Here is a 19,948-nt window from a genome sequence, read left to right as displayed (position 1 = left end):
TTATCTCTCAAAAAAATCCGTTCCTCAAAATTTCAACAAAATTCATAATTTAATTATAAAAAAATTTAAAAATTTGATTAAAGAAGTTTTGCCAAACCTTGCCTGAAAGTGCATAATATAGCTAAAAAAACAACCAATACATTCATTGTAACAGTAAGGGATTAGGTGAAATAATGAGATTGAGTAAACACTTAGCGGTGTTAAGTTTATTTTTTATGCTATGTGCTTGTGATAATCAAGAAGATAAAACTGTAGAGTCGCAGAAAGTTGATAAAACTGAGTTTACAACAGATGTCATTGACAACAAAACCGATACTGTTGCAACAGAAACTTTAACTGAAAGTGAAGCTGTATCTCAATCTCATAATGCCTTTAATCCAACGCCAGAGTTAATTGAAAAGTATAAAGGTAAACAATTAACTGTCATTGATAGCTCAGAGGTTATTCTCGATGGTTCAAGTACTTTAGTGGTGACTTTTTCTGTACCACTAAATCCTAAATTGAATTTTTCTAATTTACTCAGATTAGTTGATAGAAAAACAGGTAATGTTGATGGTGCATGGGAGTTATCGGATAATGGTTTAGAGCTAAGACATCGTTATCTTCAACCAGATCGGCAACTGGTTTTAACCATTGATAAATTATTATCAGCCATCAATGATAGCCATTTAGAATCTGTTTATCAAAAAGAAATTACTACTCAAGACCGCCAACCTACAGTAGGTTTTGCAAGTTCGGGTATATTACTACCAAGTAAATCTATGAGCGGATTACCTGTCACAACATTGAATGTAAATAAAATTGATATTAACTTTTTTAAAATTAAACCAGAAAAATTACCTGAATTTGTTTCTTATTTTGGTTTTATTGATTTACTCTCAATTTGGAACAAAAAAGAGTTTACTAGATATGCTGATTTAGTTTACTCATCAAGGTTTGATCTTCATCCAAAACCTAATGCGCAAGAAACCATTTTAGTAAACCTTTCTAATATATCTGAAGTTAATCAAGAAGGTGTTTATATTGCTGTGATGAATGAGGCAGGTATTTATAACGAATCGAATCCAGCAACTTTATTTTCAATTAGTAATATTGGTGTGTCAGTTCATCGTTATAAAAATGCTAAGCTAGTCGTAATGGCTCATGGTTTAGATAATGGTAAACCATTAGCAAATATTAACTTGTCATTAATGTGCCGTAAAAATGAAAATAATAAAAACTGCCATACAATTTCAGTAGTGACCGATCAGAATGGTTATGCTGAATTTAACCTAGATAAAGATTATGACTATTCGGTATTAACAGCCAGTGATGGCCTGCAAACTTCATTTGTAAATATTGATAGTAATGCGCTTAATCTGACTGATTTCAATTTGTCAGGCAGTCCTTTTTATCAAAAACAATTGTTTGTTTTTGGACCTCGTGATCTTTATCGTCCAGAAGAAACTGTCTATTTTAATGCATTATTACGTAATGCTGATGGGCAATCATTACCGGATCAACCAATCATTGCTGATATTATTTCTCCTGATGGTCGAGTGATTAAGAATTACCAATTAAAAAGTAATGCTGATTTAAATGGTTTATATCAGCAAACTTTTGATATTCCTGATGATGCAGCAACTGGTAAGTGGTCAATTCGTTTTAATTTAGGCGATGATAATTATCGCTTTTGGAACTTTAAAGTTGAAGAGTTTTTGCCTGAGCGTATGGCAATGGAAATCAAAAGCTCAGCAAACAGTGCGATTCTTAATGACGAAGATATTAACTTTAATGTTAAAGGTTGGTATTTATATGGTGAACCAGCAACAGGTAACAGTTTAGAAGCTAATCTCTATTTAAAGAGCGTTGATTCAGTTACTGGCCTAGCTGACTTCAAAATTGGAAAAGTGACAGACGAAAGCCTATATCGTGAGCTTGATCCTCTTGAAGTGGAGTTGGATGATGATGGTTTAACTCAAATTGAGGTTAGCAAAGATAACTGGTCTGGATTACAGTCTCCTGCTAAATTGGTTTTACAAGCAAGTTTACTTGATTCAGGAGGTCGACCGGTTACACGTTATGCGACACAAACCATATGGCCGGCAGATAAATTACCTGCAATTCGAGCATTATTTGAAGATTCACCATATTATGATTGGAATAAGGATCAATATTATGATCGACCTACCGTTGACATTGACCATAATGCCGAATTTGAAATTGCTTATGTCAATCTTGAAGGTGAAAAGTTAGCTACAAATTCATTAAAAGCTCGGTTGATTCGCGAACGTCGTAGTTATTATTGGACTTGGTCAGATGAGGATGGTTGGCGATTAAACTATAATTCTAGTGAATATGTGGTTTCAGAAAATCAACTATCTATTGATGCAAATAGTACAACCAAAATAAGTTTTCAACCAACAGATTATGGCTCTTATCGAGTTGAAGTTGTTGATCCTCAAACTAACGTTATGACAAGTTTCCGTTTTTGGGCTGGTTATGATTGGGAAGATAATACTCGTGGCACAAAATCTGTACGGCCAGATCAAGTTAAGTTAACTATTGATAAACCATCTTATAAAGTTGGCGATATAGCTAGAGTGAATGTGCAAGCACCAGTTGCTGGCTCCGGTTATATCTCTTTAGAAAGCAATGAAGGTACCATTTGGAAAAAATCAATCACTATTGATGAAAATGGTTTAGATGTTGATATACCAATTGAAAATTGGGGACGACATGATATCTATATTAGCACCATGATAATTCGTCCATCGACAGATGCTACTGTACAAACAGTTAAACGAGCGATTGGATTATTATATTTACCAATTGATACAGCAGACCGACAATTAAATGTTGCAATTAATGCTCCAGTACAAGTTGAACCTGAAACTACTGTACCGATAAAAATCAAAATGGATAAACAATTTATCCAACAGGATAAAAAAGTCACTGTTTTAGTTTCTGCAGTTGATTCCGGTGTATTAAACATTACTGATTTTGTTACTCCTGATCCTTATACAGGATTTTTAGGGCGTAAACGCTATGATGTCAATATTTACGATGTTTATGGTAAATTGATTGAAGCTTCAGGGCGTAATGTTAGTATGAGCTTTGGTGGTGATGCGATGGGTGCTGGTGGTAAAAAACCATCAAATGAAGTCCTAATTGTAGCACAACAACTTGAAACTATTCAGTTAAATGATGAAGGCGAAGGGATCATTAACTTACCATTGCCTGATTTTAATGGTGAACTACGAATAATGGCGCAAGCTTGGGATAACAATCGTTTTGGTAGAGCTGAAAAAACGATGAAAGTTGCTGCTCCTGTTATTGCTGAATTAACAACACCTCGATTCTTATCTGGTGGTGATCAGGCGATTTTAGCGTTAGATTTGCATAATTTGACTGGTAGTACGCAAAACATGCAAGTTGAGGTATCAACTAGTGGTTTGCTTCATCAAAATGAAACAAAATCGGTTGCTGTAAAACTAGATAGTAAACAGAAAGATATTATTAAGATTCCTGTTGCTGCCGACTATGGTTATGGTAAAGGAACAATAAAGATAGATGTAAAAGGCATTTTGCTTGAAGATAATTCTGATTTCAATATAAGTCGTTCTTGGACAATTGGCATAAGACCCGCATATGCCGCAACTTCAAGATCTTATGTCGCAGCATTAGATGCAAATGAAAGTTGGCAATTATCAGACCAAGCTTTAACTGGTTTAATCGAAAATACTGTTGAAGGGCAGTTAGTGGTCTCTAATCAACCTCCTTTAAATATTGCACAATATATCAAAAGTTTATTTGCTTACCCTTATGGCTGTTTAGAACAAACTACGAGTGGGTTATTCCCATCTTTATATGCTAACAGTGATCAACTGGCGCAGTTAGGCATTAAAACTGATTCTGATGAAAAGCGTCGAGAAAAAGTTCAAACAGGTATTTCACGCATCTTATCAATGCAACGTAGTAATGGAAGCTTTGGTTTATGGAGTAACTATAGTGAAGAAGAACATTGGCTAACAGTCTATGCGACAGACTTTTTATTGCAAGCTAAAGAACGTGGATATCAGGTTAATGATAAAGCGCTTGATGCTGCAATGACGCGTATTGGTCAATATATTTATGATGCCTCTGCATTTAATAATCTTAGTTATTACGGTGATTTAAACGTGCTTGAGTTTAATAAATTATCTATTAAAGCTTATGCTTTGATGATACTTTCTAAACAAGAGAAAATCACTGCTGCAATGCGTAATGAAATTAATTATTTAACCGATAAAATAATGAGCAGTGATACATCATTTATCTATTCACCGTTACCATTAGCTCATTTAGCGGTAACAGCAAAATTGAATGGTTATCAGTCGACCTATGACAAATTACTGCCGTTAGTTTTTACTACTCCATATGCATATAATGATAGGTGGTTAGGCAATTATGGTAGTACAGTTCGTGATCAGTCATTAATTCTTTCTTTATTGATAGAAAATAATATGGCTAAGAATAATCAGGCAAGTTATCTATATAGTTTGTCAGAATTATTAAATGATCAACGTTATTTCTCAACTCAGGAATTAAATGCGTTATTTATTGCTGGTTGGACATTAGATCAACATAAAAATGGTAATAAATTCAAAGTGTCAATAAATGGCAAAATTGATGATGTTGATTCAATTGTTTCACACTCCTATGATTTTGAGGGATTAGCACAAGGATTGTCTATTAATAACTCCGCTCATGATCAGCCACTTTATATTAAATTTTCAGTTACAGGTTATGCAAAAACGCCTCCTGCACCAACATCGCAAGATGGTTTCTTAACTATTAATCGAACCTATTATGATTTACATGGTAAAGAAATAATACCATCGGATATAGAAGTAGGTTCCATGATGGTTGTCGTTTTGGATGTAACAGCCAAAAAAGCTGTTCATGATGCTTTGATTGTTGATTTCTTACCTGCAGGTTTGGAGCTTGAAAATCAAAATCTTACCAATAGCAGTGTACATTTATCAACAATTCCATGGGTTGCTGATTTATTAAAAAGTGATGATATTAATGAGATTAAATATCAGGAATTTAGAGATGATAGATATGTTGCTGCGGTGAATATCAATACCTATATCAATGAAAATAAATATCGTAAACGCGTTGCTTATTTAGTAAGAGCAGTGACTACTGGTGATTACATGATTCCTTATCCTTATGTTGAGTCAATGTATCGACCAGAGCGATTTGCTATAGGACAATCACTTGATTTGATGAAAATATCTAGTCCTAGCAAAAAAGATAATAGTGAAGAAGGTGATAAGTAATTTCACTGTAACATTTTATCAAAATGATTATTCCGCCAATATAGTTGGCGGAATTTTTTATTTTCGAATAAATTTAGCTGGGTAATATAATAACGATAATGAAAAAGTTCTTTTGTAAACTATTTAAATTTTTGTTGGTATTACTAGTTTTATTTGTTGGTGGCTTTTTTGTTGCTGATTATCTTTTTCCATTATCTGTTTCACAAAATAAAACTACGCAAACTGTCGTTGCCGACGATGAAACTCCATTATGGCGATTTGCCGATAAAAATGGTATTTGGCGTTATTCGGTGAGCCTTGATGAAGTCCCAGATTATTATCTTGACGTTTTATTAAATTATGAAGATCGTTATTTTTACGATCATATCGGTATTAATCCCATTTCTTTACTGCGTGCTGCTTGGCAAAATATATCTAATGATAGAATTGTGTCTGGAGGTAGTACCATTTCAATGCAAGTGGCTCGGTTATTATATCCTCATGATCGAACATTGTTTGGCAAGTTAAAACAGATCTTTCGCACTTTTCAACTAGAATTGCATTATAGCAAAAAAGAAATACTCACTTTATATATTAATCACGCACCTTATGGTGGCACAATTGAAGGTATAGGTGCTGCAAGCTGGTCTTATTTTGGTAAACAGCCCAAAGCATTAACCCGTAGTGAGGCAGTTTTATTAGCTGTGTTACCGCAAGCGCCTAGTAGGTTACGACCAGATAGGTTTCCTGAAAGAGCTAAGCAAGCTCGTGACAAAGTTCTAGATAGATTAGCTGAATATCAAGTGTGGTCAAATGACTTGATTGAACAAGTACGCCGTGATGAGGTTTGGGTTTATCCCCGAAAGGCCCCTCAGTTGGCTCCATTATTAGCTTATCGCTTAAAACAACAATATCCTAATGAGGATATTATTCATTCAACCATTGATGTGTCTCTCCAATATAATTTAGAAGATTTAGCTGTTAATCGTAAAAATCAATTACCACCTAAATCATCATTGGCTATTTTAGTTGTTGATCATACTGATATGACTGTAAAAGGCTATGTAGGCTCGGCTGATTTTAATGATAAAGAACGTTTTGGCCAGATTGATATGATTAGGGCATTACGTTCTCCGGGTTCTACATTAAAACCGTTTATTTATGCCTTTGCTATTGATGATGGTATGATTCATTCTGAATCTTTACTGCAAGATGTTCCTCGTATTACCTCAGATTATCGACCCACTAATTTCGATGAAGGTTTTTATGGTCCAGTTAGTGCATCAGAGGCACTAAGTAAATCACTGAACTTACCCGCAGTTCAATTAATCGAATTATATGGTCCAAAGCGCTTCAGCGCCAAACTGGCAGGTATTGGTTTGCCTTTATCTTCTATAGCTAATGAACCGAACATTTCTTATATATTAGGCGGCGCTTCATTAAGAATGGATAATCTTGTTAGTGCTTATAGTGCATTTGCTAGGCATGGTGAGGTGAGTCCGTTACGTTTCACTAAAAAGGAACCATTAATAAATAAACCACTTATTTCTGATGGTAGTGCTTGGATAACAAGGCAAATGCTAATTAATAGTAATCTGTTAGCTTATAAAACGGGTACCAGTTATGGCTATCGGGATGCTTGGGCGGTTGGAGTTAATTCAAGATACTTAATTGGTGTCTGGGTTGGGCGACCGGACGGTACACCTGTTGCTGGACAATATGGTTCAATATCTGCAATGCCAATTTTGCAACAAGTTAATTCGATACTTTTAAATAGAGAAAATCGTTTAAATCGATTTATTACTTCTAATAAAAAACCAGAATCAGTCTCTTCTATGAAAATTTGTTGGCCATTAGGACAACCTCTTCCTGAATCAGATGCGAATTGTCATCGACAAAAAACAGCATGGATATTGGATAAAATGGTACCACCAACATTAAGTACTTATAGCGAATTGAAAAACAATATTTACCGTTCTGGTTGGATAAATATTTGGGTTAATGCGCGAGGGGAACGTGTCGCAGCTGATTGTTTAGGCGCGCAAAAAAAACAGGTAGCATTATGGCCTGTTTCGTTAGAAAACTGGTTATTAACTAAAGAACGAAGACAATCGATATTACCGCCTATCGATAAAACGTGTCCTATAATGGGTAAAGATATTTTTACTTCACTTAATATTGTTGGGCTACGTGATAAACAATTAATTAGAGCATTGCCGGGCGTTTATCAAGTGACTGTTGATCTTACTCCGGAAGGTGGTTATGGAGAGAAATGGTGGTTTTTAGATGGCGAATTAGTGGCTAATTCTCAAAATAATGAAAAAATAGCTTTAACAGTGACCAAAAAAGGGAAACATCGTTTATTATTATTAGATGAAAGCGGTCAAATTGTTCGATTAACTTTTATATCAGATTAATAAAGGAACTCTCGCATGGCTATACAACGCACTTTATCAATCATTAAACCCAATGCTGTTAAAAAACAAGTTATAGGTGAGATTGAAACTCGAATATCAAAAGCAAAACTCAAAATCATTGCTATGAAAATGATCAAGTTGACAAAGTCTCAAGCTGAAGGCTTTTATGCTGAACATCAAGATAAACTTTTTTTTGATAAATTAGTTAATTTTATGATTTCAGGGCCAATAGTTGTGCAAGTGCTGGAAGGTGAAGATGCTATTAACCAATATCGCCAATTGATGGGTGTTACGGATTTAAGTAAAGCCGAACAAGGAACGTTGAGAGCTGATTTTGCCGATAACACTACTGAAAATGCCGTACATGGTTCAGACTCTATTTCATCAGCGGAAAGAGAGATTGCCTACTTTTTTGTAGATAGTGAAATAGTTGGATAATTGCTGAATAAAGCAAATATCACAGATAAATAAATTTTATGATTTTTCAAATTTATCTGTGACTTATATTAACTGGCAATATGTAACTTAAATGGTTGGCTTTGAAGATGTTGTACTGTTTCGATATCTAAATGGTTATCGGTGATAATATCGGTAAAACGATTAAGTGGTATGGAAGTAAATAAAGAATAAGAATTGTATTTACTGCTATCCGCAACAAGCACTACTTTATCAGCCTTTTGAGCAAATCCTGCTTTAATTAATGCTTTGTCTTCTGTTGGTGCGGTTACCCCTTTACTTAAACTCCAGGAATTACAACTTACAAACGCAATATCGGGATTAATTTGTAGAAGTAATGAACGTCCATGTTCACCAATGCATGATTGGCTACTATCATCAATTTTACCGCCAATGATGGTTACTTCAATCTGTTTAAACTCAGATAAAAAAAGTGCAATATGCAAATCTGATGTAATGACTCTGACAGGCATTTGGGTAATTCTTTTAGCTATTTCCAAAGTTGTTGTCCCTGCATCAAGCGCTATTGAGTCGCCAGCTTTAATAAGATCGGCTGCAACATCTGCAATAAGCTGTTTTTCACTAAAATTTTTATGAATTTTTTCAGATGTAGTTGGTTGGCTAGGAATAAAACGATTTAAAGTAACGCCGCCATGTGTCCGACTGATTACGCCTTGTTGATCTAATTTAATTAAATCGCGGCGAATAGTAGCAGGAGAGGCTTCAGTAGCTATAACTAACTCTTCGACTGTGACTAAGTTATGAATCTTAAGATAATCCATGATTTGATCGAGTCGATTGTATTTTCCCACTGAAAATTCCCCTTTCTATTTTTCTAAGTTTATTAATATTGTTAACTAAGATAACAGTTCCGCTAATCGGATTGATTCTATCATACTATCGGCTTTTGCAATACCTTGCCATGCAATATCAAATGCTGTGCCATGATCGGCTGATGTTCTAATAAATGGTAGTCCGGCTGCGATATTTACCCCATCATAAAAACCTAATAATTTAAGGGGAATATGACCTTGATCGTGGTACATTGCAACAACCATATCAAATTTACCTTGATGGGCTTGTAAAAATACTGTATCGGGTGCACATGGACCAATGGCATCAATGCCACAAAGTTGCATTTTTTCAATAGCTGGTGTAACAAATTTTATTTCTTCATCACCAAACAGCCCATGTTCTCCTGCGTGAGGGTTAACGCCAGCTACAGCAATTTTGGGCGCAGAAATTCCTACTTTTTTAAGAAAATCATCAGCAATTTTAATAACTTTTTCAATTCTATCACTACTTAATTTATCCAAAAAGTTTCTTAATGAAACGTGAGTGGTAACATGAATCACTTTTAGTGAATCAGTATAAAGTACCATAGCGACATCTTTACTATTAGTGAGCTTCGCTAACAACTCAGTATGTCCTGGATACATGTGTCCTGCTGAGTGTAGTGCCTCTTTGTTTAGCGGTGCTGTTGCAATAGCTGTAACTTCGCCTGCAAGTGCTAATTCAGTTGCTTTTTTTACACATCGAAAAGCTAGATCACCAGCTTGTGGTTGAATTTTTCCAGGTTGTAATGAATCGATATCTTCCAATTTTATATCAATTATATTAATCACATTTTTTGAGAAATCAGCCTCGTTCACGCTATTAATAACATTAAAATTAACATCGCTAAATAATCCCATTTTTAATTGTTTTTTTAATAAATCAGCCGAACCAATTACAATCGAATGTATATTTTTTACAATATCTGATTGTAGTGCTTTGACAATAATTTCCGGTCCGATTCCAGCCGGATCTCCCATAGTTATCGCTATGATTTTTGACACAATTTATCTCCTTTAAATAAATCTTAATGCTTTTAAAAAAATATCTTTTGTTCCAAATCCACCGGCTTTAGTAAATATTTTATAATCTAAAATTTCATGGCTTAATAATCTACCGTAAGGGACTCCTTCACAAACTTGTCCCTCGATTGTAAAACCTATCGCACCTAAAGATTTAGCAATGGAAATAGCTACATCCCCACCAGTTAAAAATAAATTATTAAACTTTATGTTTTTAACTAATAATCCTAAACCACTACAGATTTTTTCACCTAGTTCGGTTCTTGATAATTGATATTGTTGGCAATACAAATCGATTTTTTCTCGTTCTTGCTTATTGGTACTGGTTCTGACAATACAATGTTGATTATTATCAAGTATTTCTTGAATTTTATTTTTATATGTTATTAACGTAGTTGCTGATAGTTCTGGTAATAAATCTGATATTTTTAGATCTATTACATTCCAGTTATTATCATGTTGAATGGTATAATTTATCTGTTGTTGAGTAATTTCGCTCATTGATCCTGCCATGACTAACATTGGTTTTTTACTTAGTCTTTCTGATTTTGGTTTTTTTTCTGTCATTGATGGCGAAAGGAATTCAACTAATCCAGCCGAGCCTACTAGTAAAACTTTATCTAGTAATCCTTGAGTTTGTTCTATAATCGTTTTTAAATCATGATTTGTTTCAGCATCGATTATGATGATCTTAGTTCCTTGAGTTGCAAAGTTTTCAATACATTTTGCTATTTGATGAGTTCTTACTTTATCTATATTGATTTCTTCACATGGATAATCTGTTTGCTGTTTTATAATTGTTTTTATATGGGATGAACAAATAGGTGTTTTAGGATCAGTGGCAAATTCGGTATTGATTAGTTCAATACCATTAACATAGCATTTACCATTTTTAGTAATACGATTCATATTAGGAAAAGCTGGTATAACTAAAGCAAATTTAATTTGAGTTGTTGCCAGTAATGTTTCTATTTCCCCACCTATATTACCACGCAGAGTTGAATCAATTTTTTTATAAATAGGTTGTAAATGTCGGTTATTTAAAACAACTTGCTTAATTCTATTTTGGGCTTCATGATATTCGATTGCTCTACTTTCAGTATTAACAACCATAACTTTTTTATCATTAATATGAGTTTTTAAAGGCTGTATAGATCGCCAATCAAAAACAACATCAACAGTGAATCCTTTCTTAACAAATTGTACACCAGCGTCATTAGAACCAGTGAAATCGTCTGCAATTATTAACCTTACCATTGACTAATCTTACTCAAAAAAAACTATTTTTAGGATTATACCGATTATTTAATCAAAAAAACAATAAAAATGATTAAAATAAATCATTTTAATCATAATGTGATCTGGATCATAGTTTTGTAATATTAAAATTGATCAATTATCTAACTTAAAATAACATTAAATGATTAAATTAAATCAATATGATTTTTAATACTCATTTAAATTGCAATCGATTGGAGCTAACTATGCACATTAACAGTACTGTCTTAAGTGGACAAGGTGTATTAAATGATCTTAATTTTCTATTCAAACAACATCGTCATGTCATATTTATGACTGATAAAAATATTATTAATTTACCAGTTGTAACTAAATTGATAAAAACACTTGTAGATACGGTTCATCATTTCACTCTCATTGATGATATTCCACCAGAGCCTAGTCATCATGATGTCATAAATTTATTAAATCGAATGAAAATAGCTAATGCTGATCTAGTTGTTGGTGTCGGTGGAGGTAGTGTTCTTGATGTTGCTAAATTAATTTCAGTGTTATGTGCTAAAGAGAATCAATTGACACTTGAACAATTATTGGCAGGTGTGAAACCTTCTAAACGATGTACTTCCATTCTTATCCCTACTACGGCGGGAACAGGTTCCGAAGCAACTCCAAATGCTATTTTGGCTATTCCTGAAAAATCTACCAAACAAGGCATTATTTCACCAGTTATGTTGCCTGATTATGTGTGTTTGATTCCAGAATTAACTATTTCTATGCCAAATCATATTGCGGCCTCTACAGGTATTGATGCTTTGTGTCATTTAATTGAATGCTTTACAGCCAGTATAGCCAATCCGGTTGGTGATAATTATGCCTTAATAGGAATGGATAAATTATTTAAGTTTCTTGAGAGATCAGTAAATGTTAAAACTGATTTAGAAGCAAAACTGAATATGCTTTGGGCTTCATATTATGGTGGTGCTGCGATTGCCCATTCAGGTACACATCTAGTTCACGCTATGTCATATCCTCTAGGTGGTAAATACCATATTCCTCATGGTGTGGCAAATGCCATTCTACTAGTTCCTTGTATGGAGTTTGTTCGTGACGCGGTGGTTGAAAAATTTGCACAAGCTTATGACTTATTGCCAGATGCAAACCTAAATTTAACTAATGAAGAAAAATCACATGCATTAGTCAGTTACTTTAAAGATTTAGTCGGTCGTTTAGCACTACCTACAAAGTTACAAGAACTTAATATCTCGCCACAAGATTTACCCTATCTTGTTGATTCAGCTTTAGAAGTGAAACGTTTAATGAATAACGTTCCTAAACAAGTTACCAAACAAGATGTTTTAGCTATTTATCAATCACTTTTATAGACAATCCTACTCTTGGAGTAAAAATTATGAGCAAAAAAATAGAAGGAATTTTAACCGCCATTGTCACAACGTTTGATGAAAATGGGGATTTTTGTCCAAAAAGAATGCGTAAACAGGTTCAACGCCAATTAAATCATGGTAATAGTGTTTTTTGTAATGGTACCAATGGTGAATTTTTTGTTTTAACCCAGCAAGAAAAGATCAAAGTTACTGAGGTTTGCGTCGATGAAGTATCTGGACGTTCTCCTGTAATGTCTCACATCGGTGAAATTTCAACCCGAGAAACCATAAAATTAGGTAAGCAAATCGAAAAATTAGGCGTAGATGCTGTATCAGTAATAGCGCCATATTTTATTCCATTAAAGCAAGAAGAACTCATCTATCATTATTCAACAATTGCAGATGCACTAACCGTTCCTGTTTATCTATATAACATTCCAGCCAGAACAGGTAACACCATTTTACCAGAAACAGCCGCCAAACTTGCCGAACATCCTAATATTGCTGGTATCAAGGACAGTGCAGGAAGTGCCGAAAGTTTGCAAGCCTTTCTTGATGTAGCAAAAAACTTAGATAACTTTGATGTATTAACTGGCCCTGATTCATTGATTTATCAAGGGTTTGTTGGCGGTGCCGTTGGTTCAATTTCGGGGCTTGCTAATGTTGCACCGGGTTATATCAATGCTATCTGGAAAAACTTTAAAGCAGGTGATCTTGATAAATCTAAAGCAGCTCAGGATGCAGTAGGTGATTTAAGGAAAAATTTATATGCAACTGTATTCTCTCCGGCAGCAGTAAAAAAAGCGCTAACACTAATGGGAGAAGAAGTTGGTGTTAGTCGTTATCCAATCCAGTTTTCAGATGATCACATTGCAACCATTAAAACCATTGTGAATCAATTATAACAAATATTTAACATGTAATTATAAGAAATAAAGGTGATATATGCATTACTTTGGAACAATGGACACAATAATAATTGTTAGTATTGTTGTCCTTTATATATTAGCTACCTCATGGATGACTTATTTTTTAAGAAGTAAAAATAATAGTGATTTCATGGAAGGTTCTCGAGCTGTACCGGCGATAGTTGTTGGGATATTACTAATGACTGAGTATATTGGTGCAAAATCAACAATTGGCACAGCACAATCAGCGTTTGATAATGGGATTGCTGCATCATGGTCTGTAATTGGTGCGGCTATTGGTTTCCCACTTTTTGGATTATTGTTAGTAAAAAAAATCTATAATACTGGTGAAATTACTATTTCAGCTGCAATTGCTCAAAAATATGGTAATTCTACTAAGAATTTGATATCGATTATCATGATTTATGCATTAATACTTGTTAATGTTGGTAACTATATTAGTGGAGCGGCTGCAATTTCAACTGTGTTACAAATTTCATTGCCTGTGGCAGCATTTATTACTGCAGTAGTCAGTACCTTTTATTTTGCCTTTGGCGGTTTGAAAGGTGTTGCATATGTAACAATCGTTCATAGTGGTGTGAAATATTTTGGGGTGTTATTTATCTTAGGAACGGCTTTATACCTTACCGGTGGTTTTGCTCCAATGATCGAACAAATGCCGCCTCATTATTGGACATGGGATGGCTCTATTGGTGCAGGTACTATTTTTGCATGGCTAATCGGAACAATTGGTTCAATATTTTGTACGCAGTTTGTTATTCAAGCAATTTCATCAACAAAAGATGCTAAATCGGCTAAACGTGCTTGCTGGTATGCCTTCTTTTTCTGCTTACCTATTGCGATTGCGATTGCGGTTATTGGGGTATGTGCGAAATTTCTTCATCCAGATATTAAAAGCTTGTATGCGTTACCAGTATTCATTCAAGATATGAATCCTTTTATGGCTGGGATTATTACTACCTCATTAGTTGCTTCTATTTTTATCAGTGTGAGTACTGTTGCTCTAGCGATTGCATCATTAATCGTTAAAGATTTTTATGTTCCATACTTTAAACCAACGCAAGAAAAAGAATTTAAAGCGACAAAAGTCATCTCAGTTATTGTTGGATTTGCTCCGCTCTTGTTAGTTTTAGCCTTTCCTGAGGTCTTAAAGCTTTCTTTCTTTACTCGAGCAATTAGGTTGTCTATAACTATAGTTGCAATGATAGCGTTCTATTTACCATTCTTAAACAGTACTCGAGCTGCTAATATGGCATTAATTGGTGCCGCTGTTATCACCTCTACTTGGTTCTATTGTGGTGATCCATTAGGAATTAACAATATGTATGTTGCGTTACTTTCTCCAGCCATCATTATGTTGTTAGACAAATTATTCATCAGTCCTTTTGTAAAAGAAAAAACAAAAGCGGATTCTTTATAAGGAGATAAATTGATGACTCAAGTTAAATTGGACTGTTCGGGTAAATTGACTACAAATAATTCTGATCCATTGCGTGTTGATGCTTATTTACCAACAGAATGTGTGCAAAACCATGCTGCAAATTTATTACCATTACCAAATGGTGATCTACTTTGTACATGGTTTGGGGGAACACAAGAAGGTATTGCGGATATTTCAGCTTATTATTCGCGTTTAAAGAAAGTCTCTAATACTTGGACAAAAGCCACAAAATTGTCAGATGACGCAACTAGATCTGAACAAAATCCATTGTTTTTTTTAGATCCTGAAAATGTATTGTGGCTTTTGTATACAGCTCAAGTTTCAGGTAATCAAGATACGGCTATCGTTCGTTATCGTAAATCAAAAGATTTTGGCGAAACGTGGGGGCCAATAAATACACTTCTTGAAGATCCTGATAAAGGAATTTTTATAAGACAACCTATAACAGTGATGCCAAATGGAGATTGGTTATTACCTGTATTTTATTGTATAGCTAAACCTGGTGAAAAATGGGTTGGTAGCTATGATACTAGCGGTGTAATGATATCAAAAGATAAAGGAGAAACATGGTTTAATGTTGATATACCTGATAGTTTAGGTTGTGTTCATATGAATATTATGATGTTACAGGATAATAGTTTATATGCTCTTTTCCGTAGTCGTTGGGCTGATAATATTTATGAAAGTCGGTCTAATGATGGTGGGTATACCTGGTCAAAACCTATTCCTACCATATTACCTAATAATAATTCGTCTATTCAAGCAACCGTATTAAATAATGGACATATCGCTTTAGTGTTTAATAACTCAAGTGCTAAGGATGCAAAAGAAAGGCGTGTCTCATTATATGATGAGATTGAAGATACCAGCAGCACCAATAAAAAAGAAGCCGCTATCATAGATGGCCAAAAAAATGCTTTCTGGGGAGCACCAAGAGCACCGATGTCTTTAGCTATTTCAACAGATAATGGTAAAACGTGGTCTTATATTCGAAATTTGGATGAAGGTGATGGTTACTGCATGTCAAATAATTCTAAAGATAAATTGAATAGAGAATTTTCTTATCCAAGTATCAAGCAAGGTTTCGATGGCAAGCTTCATATTGCTTATACTTATTTCCGAATGGCAATTAAATATGTTGTTGTCGATGAAAATTGGGTAAAAGCAGAGAAATAATTTTATCTAGCCCATCAATTTTGATGGGCAATATTAGGTTAAATATTATTTTAAACAATGTTATGGAGAGTAATGATGATTGCAGGGAATATGAATTTTTTAAATCTAGCTACGTTACCAAAGTCGTTATATGATGTTCTATCTCAACCAGAAACAAGTCTGAATTATTTGAAAAGTTTAGCAGATGGTCGTTATCAGCTTGAAGGTGAAAAATGGTTTTATAATATAAATGATTCAATTACTTCACCAATTCAAGAAAGACACACTGAATTTCACAAAAAATATTTAGATATACAATTAATTTTAAGTGGTGAAGAAATTATTCGTTATAGTTTAAATGATTGTAGTTCTGAGTCATTTTTTGAAAAAAAACCAGACCTTTTTATTTTAGAGAATCCTTTATTAACAAACTCCATTCTCCTAAAAGAAGGTGATTTTGTCACTTTCTATCCAGGCGAACCGCATCAAGCACTTTGTATGGTTGATGTGCCTAAAAAAGTTCGTAAAGCAGTATTCAAGGTACCTGTTGAAATTATTTAATTTTTTAATTCGAGGTTACAATCCAATTTAAGTTTACAGTAAATTTATTCTTTTGATTTCCTGTAAGCTTAAAGATCAAGTATTAGATTCCACGTACTTTGCCATTTTATTATTATCAATTTGTTATAAATTTAATCCAATTAGTGATTAACATATAACTAATAGTTATATCTATGTAAATATTTGTTATTTATCGTAAAGACTATTTATTGTTAGACTTTTTATGTAAATACCTATCTTATTAAGGATGTTGTCATGAAATTTCTAACTAAATCATTAACAGCTGTAGCTTTGATTAGCACACTATTAGGCGTGAACTCTGCTTATGCAGATCGTTTAGACGATATTGAAAAACGGGGCGAGATCAAAATTGCTGTATTTGATAGCAATCCTCCGTTTGGATTTATTGATGAAAAAACCAATAAAATAACAGGGCTAGATGTTGATTATGCTAATGAAATAGCTAAAGGATTAAATGTAAAAGTGGAACTTGTTCCAACTAATCCAGCTAATCGTATTCCATTACTTACCTCGCAAAAAGCGGATTTGATCGTTGCCAACTTTACGGTTACTGATGAGCGAGCTAAAACAGTTGATTTTAGTTTGCCTTATTTTGCCACAGGTCAGAAGTTTGTGGCTAAAAAAGGATTGTTAAAAACAGCTGATGATCTTAAGAAACTTCGTATAGGGGCTGATAAAGGTACCGTAATGGAAATTACTCTTCGTGAAAAGTTTCCAACAGCTAAAGTGATTTCATACGATGACACTCCTTTTGCTTTTGCAGCATTACGTAATGGAGTGGTACAAGCTATTACTCAAGATGATGCTAAGTTAATTGGTTTACTCGCAAATGTCCCAGAAGAACAACGTGCTGTTTTTGAAATTTCACCATTTAGTATTACTGAAGAATATCAAGCTGTTGGTATTCCAAAAGGTGAAACTCGGTTAAAAGAAAAAGTTAATCAAATATTATTAAAACTTGAAAATGATGGTGAAGCATTGACTATTTATAACCGTTGGTTTGGTCCAGATACAAATTCTGCGATGCCTCGTGGCGATTTCAAAATAGGAAAAGGTCAATAAATTATATGTATGAGCAATTACTAGAGCCTCGTTATTTATGGTGGTTATGGGATGGTTTTTTAGTCACTATGGCTATCTCTTTTTTAACAATTATATTTTCTACTACATTAGGGTTTTTGTTAGTTATTGCTCAGCAAAGTCATATTAAAATTATCAAAGGCGTTGTTATTGGATATAACGCCATTTTTCGTTATTCGCCATTATTACCACAACTTTTTTTCTGGTATTTTGGTATCGGTAATTTGTTACCGATTGAGTTTAAATTATGGTTATTTGATGAACCAGAAATTCAACTGTTTTTGTTCACTCTAAAAATGCCATCTTTTGAATTTATTATTGGTTTAATTGGTTTAACATGTTATTCCAGTGCTTTTATTGCTGAAGAATTCCGGGCTGGAATTATGGGGGTGAGTAGTGGACAAGAACAAGCCTCATTAGCGTTAGGTCTCACTCGTTGGCAGAGTATGCGATTTATTATTTTACCGCAAAGTTTTCGTATCGCTTTTCCTCCTTTGATCGGTCAATATATGAATATTATCAAAAACTCATCACTAACCATGGCAATAGGTGTGTTAGAACTATCTTATGTTTCCCGTCAAGTAGAAACCGAATCGTTAAAAACATTTCAGGATTTTGCAGTAGCAACTTTTTTATATATTTTCGCTATTGTTATTGTGGGTACCCTAGGCAATATTTATCAATCAAAATATTTACAAATTGGAAAGGTCTAATACGTTATGGATTTTAAGGGTTTTGAAATTATTTGGCATAATCTCGATTATCTTATTTTTGGAAATTTCCCTGGTGGCATAGTATTAACATTGTTAATGAGTTTTGCTGCTATTGTTTTTTCGACCATTTTGGGTGTTTTCGCGGGTGTCGGTTTAACGGTTTGTGACGGATTTTTACGTAAACTTTTAGTTATTGTATTAGGTTTTTTAAGAGCGATTCCCGTTATTATGCTCATATTTTGGACTTATTTTTTATTGCCAGTTTTATTAAATATTGATGTGCCAGCTATCACTACTGTGATTTTTGCTTTATCATTAATTGGTGGTGCATACATTGGTCATTCTGTTCATGCAGGAATGGTAGCTATTGGCAAAGAACAATGGCAAGCAGCTTTTTCATTGGGTTTTACAAAAAGCCAAGTCATTATTTTTATTATCTTGCCACAAGCATTAAAAATGATGTTACCTTCCTTTGTTAATCAGTGGGTATCATTAATTAAAGATACCTCTCTAGCTTATATCGTTGGTGTTGCAGAGTTTACCTTTATTGCTACCCAAATTAATAATCGCAGTATGGTTTATCCTACAGAGATTTTTTTATTTGTTATTGTGGTTTATTTTATTATTTGTGCCACACTTGATTTTACAGTATCAGTATTACCTAAATATCATTTATTTTCTCGCAAAAAATAGCTAGATGGTTTATTTCAATATTATTGAGCAAAACATCTCTAAAAAACTCAAAAAGGTTATTAAGGTTCTTTTAAGCTTCGTTTGCTAAATTATAAGTAAATATTGTCAGTATTGGTTTTGATATGTTACTTAATATGAACTCTCATCTTTTTTTATTAATCAATGCGCAAGAACATGCTTCGAAGTTGTTTATTCTTTTTGCTGTGTTTTGTGCTAATTACTTAATATTACTACCTATTGGCTTATTAGGAATATGCTGTATATACAAACCACTATATAGAACATTGGTGATAAAAATTTTAATAAGTTTAGCATTAGTGCTAACTGTTACTTTTATTATAAGGCATCTATTTTATTCGCCACGGCCATTTGTACTTAATGTTGGTACTAATTTTTTAACCCATGATAAAACGAGTTCGTTACCAAGTCAGCATGCTGTTTTTATTTGGACTATCTGCTTTTCTATTTATTTAAATTATAAAAAGCAATTTAAATCGTTTGCATATTTATCTACTGTAGTTGCTTTGCTTGTTTGCTGGAGCCGTATCTACTTAGGGGTTCATTGGCCACTAGATATTTTAGTTGGTATGTTATTAAGTTTTATATCAGTTTTTCTAATTAAAAAATTTTGGTTTCTATATTACAAAATTTATAAATGAATAAAAATTTAAGTTGTTTAAGGTTAGGCATATACTAGTTAACTATGCTAGCTAGGCTATT

Annotated in this window: 15 protein-coding genes; 12 read left to right on the top strand and 3 right to left on the bottom strand. The window is 33.7% G+C overall.

What is annotated here, in order from left to right; translation table 11 throughout:
- Positions 1 to 173 precede the first annotated feature (173 nt).
- The 3 genes from H3T54_RS07285 to ndk all read left to right on the top strand — a co-directional run bounded on the left by H3T54_RS07285 (position 174) and on the right by ndk (position 8,140).
- Positions 174 to 5,306, top strand: a complete 5,133-nt coding sequence (locus tag H3T54_RS07285) for an alpha-2-macroglobulin (RefSeq protein WP_198221773.1) — start codon at positions 174 to 176, stop codon at positions 5,304 to 5,306.
- 98 nt (positions 5,307 to 5,404) lie between these two features.
- Entirely contained in the window at positions 5,405 to 7,702 is a 2,298-nt protein-coding gene (pbpC, locus tag H3T54_RS07280; protein WP_198221771.1) for a penicillin-binding protein 1C, read from the top strand.
- Between the two features lie 15 nt (positions 7,703 to 7,717).
- Positions 7,718 to 8,140 (top strand): nucleoside-diphosphate kinase, encoded by a 423-nt coding sequence (gene ndk / locus H3T54_RS07275; protein WP_110448220.1) that lies wholly within the window; start codon positions 7,718 to 7,720, stop codon positions 8,138 to 8,140.
- Between the two features lie 68 nt (positions 8,141 to 8,208).
- Here the strand turns inward: ndk and H3T54_RS07270 are convergent, their stop codons facing one another.
- Genes H3T54_RS07270 through H3T54_RS07260 form a run of 3 tightly spaced genes read right to left on the bottom strand, consistent with a single transcriptional unit; the run spans position 8,209 to position 11,271 of the window.
- Positions 8,209 to 8,970: a DeoR/GlpR family DNA-binding transcription regulator gene (locus tag H3T54_RS07270; RefSeq protein WP_110448219.1), complete on the bottom strand. Its 762-nt coding sequence runs from the start codon at positions 8,968 to 8,970 to the stop codon at positions 8,209 to 8,211.
- A 45-nt stretch (positions 8,971 to 9,015) separates the two neighbouring features.
- The gene (pdxA, locus tag H3T54_RS07265; protein WP_198221769.1) at positions 9,016 to 9,996 is read right to left on the bottom strand and encodes a 4-hydroxythreonine-4-phosphate dehydrogenase PdxA; all 981 of its coding nucleotides are present in this window, start codon (positions 9,994 to 9,996) and stop codon (positions 9,016 to 9,018) included.
- Between the two features lie 12 nt (positions 9,997 to 10,008).
- Positions 10,009 to 11,271 carry a four-carbon acid sugar kinase family protein gene (locus H3T54_RS07260; RefSeq protein WP_198221767.1) on the bottom strand — a complete coding sequence of 421 codons (1,263 nt, stop codon included), beginning with the start codon at positions 11,269 to 11,271 and terminating at the stop codon, positions 10,009 to 10,011.
- 227 nt (positions 11,272 to 11,498) lie between these two features.
- Here H3T54_RS07260 and H3T54_RS07255 point away from each other — a divergent pair, with 227 nt between their 5' ends.
- The 9 genes from H3T54_RS07255 to H3T54_RS12085 all read left to right on the top strand — a co-directional run bounded on the left by H3T54_RS07255 (position 11,499) and on the right by H3T54_RS12085 (position 19,887).
- A complete protein-coding gene (locus H3T54_RS07255) occupies positions 11,499 to 12,635 on the top strand; it encodes an iron-containing alcohol dehydrogenase (protein ID WP_198221765.1) in 1,137 nt (378 codons plus the stop codon).
- Between the two features lie 26 nt (positions 12,636 to 12,661).
- The gene (locus tag H3T54_RS07250) at positions 12,662 to 13,540 is read left to right on the top strand and encodes a dihydrodipicolinate synthase family protein (protein WP_198221763.1); all 879 of its coding nucleotides are present in this window, start codon (positions 12,662 to 12,664) and stop codon (positions 13,538 to 13,540) included.
- 40 nt (positions 13,541 to 13,580) lie between these two features.
- Entirely contained in the window at positions 13,581 to 14,984 is a 1,404-nt protein-coding gene (locus H3T54_RS07245) for a sodium:solute symporter family protein (RefSeq protein WP_198199318.1), read from the top strand.
- Between the two features lie 12 nt (positions 14,985 to 14,996).
- Positions 14,997 to 16,181 carry an exo-alpha-sialidase gene (locus tag H3T54_RS07240; protein WP_198221761.1) on the top strand — a complete coding sequence of 395 codons (1,185 nt, stop codon included), beginning with the start codon at positions 14,997 to 14,999 and terminating at the stop codon, positions 16,179 to 16,181.
- Between the two features lie 75 nt (positions 16,182 to 16,256).
- Positions 16,257 to 16,721, top strand: coding sequence for a YhcH/YjgK/YiaL family protein (locus H3T54_RS07235; RefSeq protein ID WP_110448212.1), 465 nt, complete (start codon positions 16,257 to 16,259; stop codon positions 16,719 to 16,721).
- Between the two features lie 255 nt (positions 16,722 to 16,976).
- Entirely contained in the window at positions 16,977 to 17,804 is an 828-nt protein-coding gene (locus H3T54_RS07230) for an ABC transporter substrate-binding protein (RefSeq protein WP_198221759.1), read from the top strand.
- A gap of 5 nt (positions 17,805 to 17,809) precedes the next feature.
- Positions 17,810 to 18,535 (top strand): amino acid ABC transporter permease, encoded by a 726-nt coding sequence (locus H3T54_RS07225; protein ID WP_110448210.1) that lies wholly within the window; start codon positions 17,810 to 17,812, stop codon positions 18,533 to 18,535.
- Between the two features lie 6 nt (positions 18,536 to 18,541).
- Positions 18,542 to 19,228: an amino acid ABC transporter permease gene (locus tag H3T54_RS07220; RefSeq protein ID WP_086364485.1), complete on the top strand. Its 687-nt coding sequence runs from the start codon at positions 18,542 to 18,544 to the stop codon at positions 19,226 to 19,228.
- Between the two features lie 122 nt (positions 19,229 to 19,350).
- Positions 19,351 to 19,887, top strand: coding sequence for a phosphatase PAP2 family protein (locus tag H3T54_RS12085; protein WP_370527353.1), 537 nt, complete (start codon positions 19,351 to 19,353; stop codon positions 19,885 to 19,887).
- The last annotated feature ends 61 nt before the right edge of the window (positions 19,888 to 19,948 follow it).

Source organism: Gilliamella sp. B14384G10, assembly GCF_016101685.1.
In the GTDB taxonomy this organism is placed as follows: domain Bacteria; phylum Pseudomonadota; class Gammaproteobacteria; order Enterobacterales; family Orbaceae; genus Gilliamella; species Gilliamella apis_A.
Note: the sequence above shows the minus strand (reverse complement) of the source record. Positions and strands in the feature narration are given on the sequence as shown.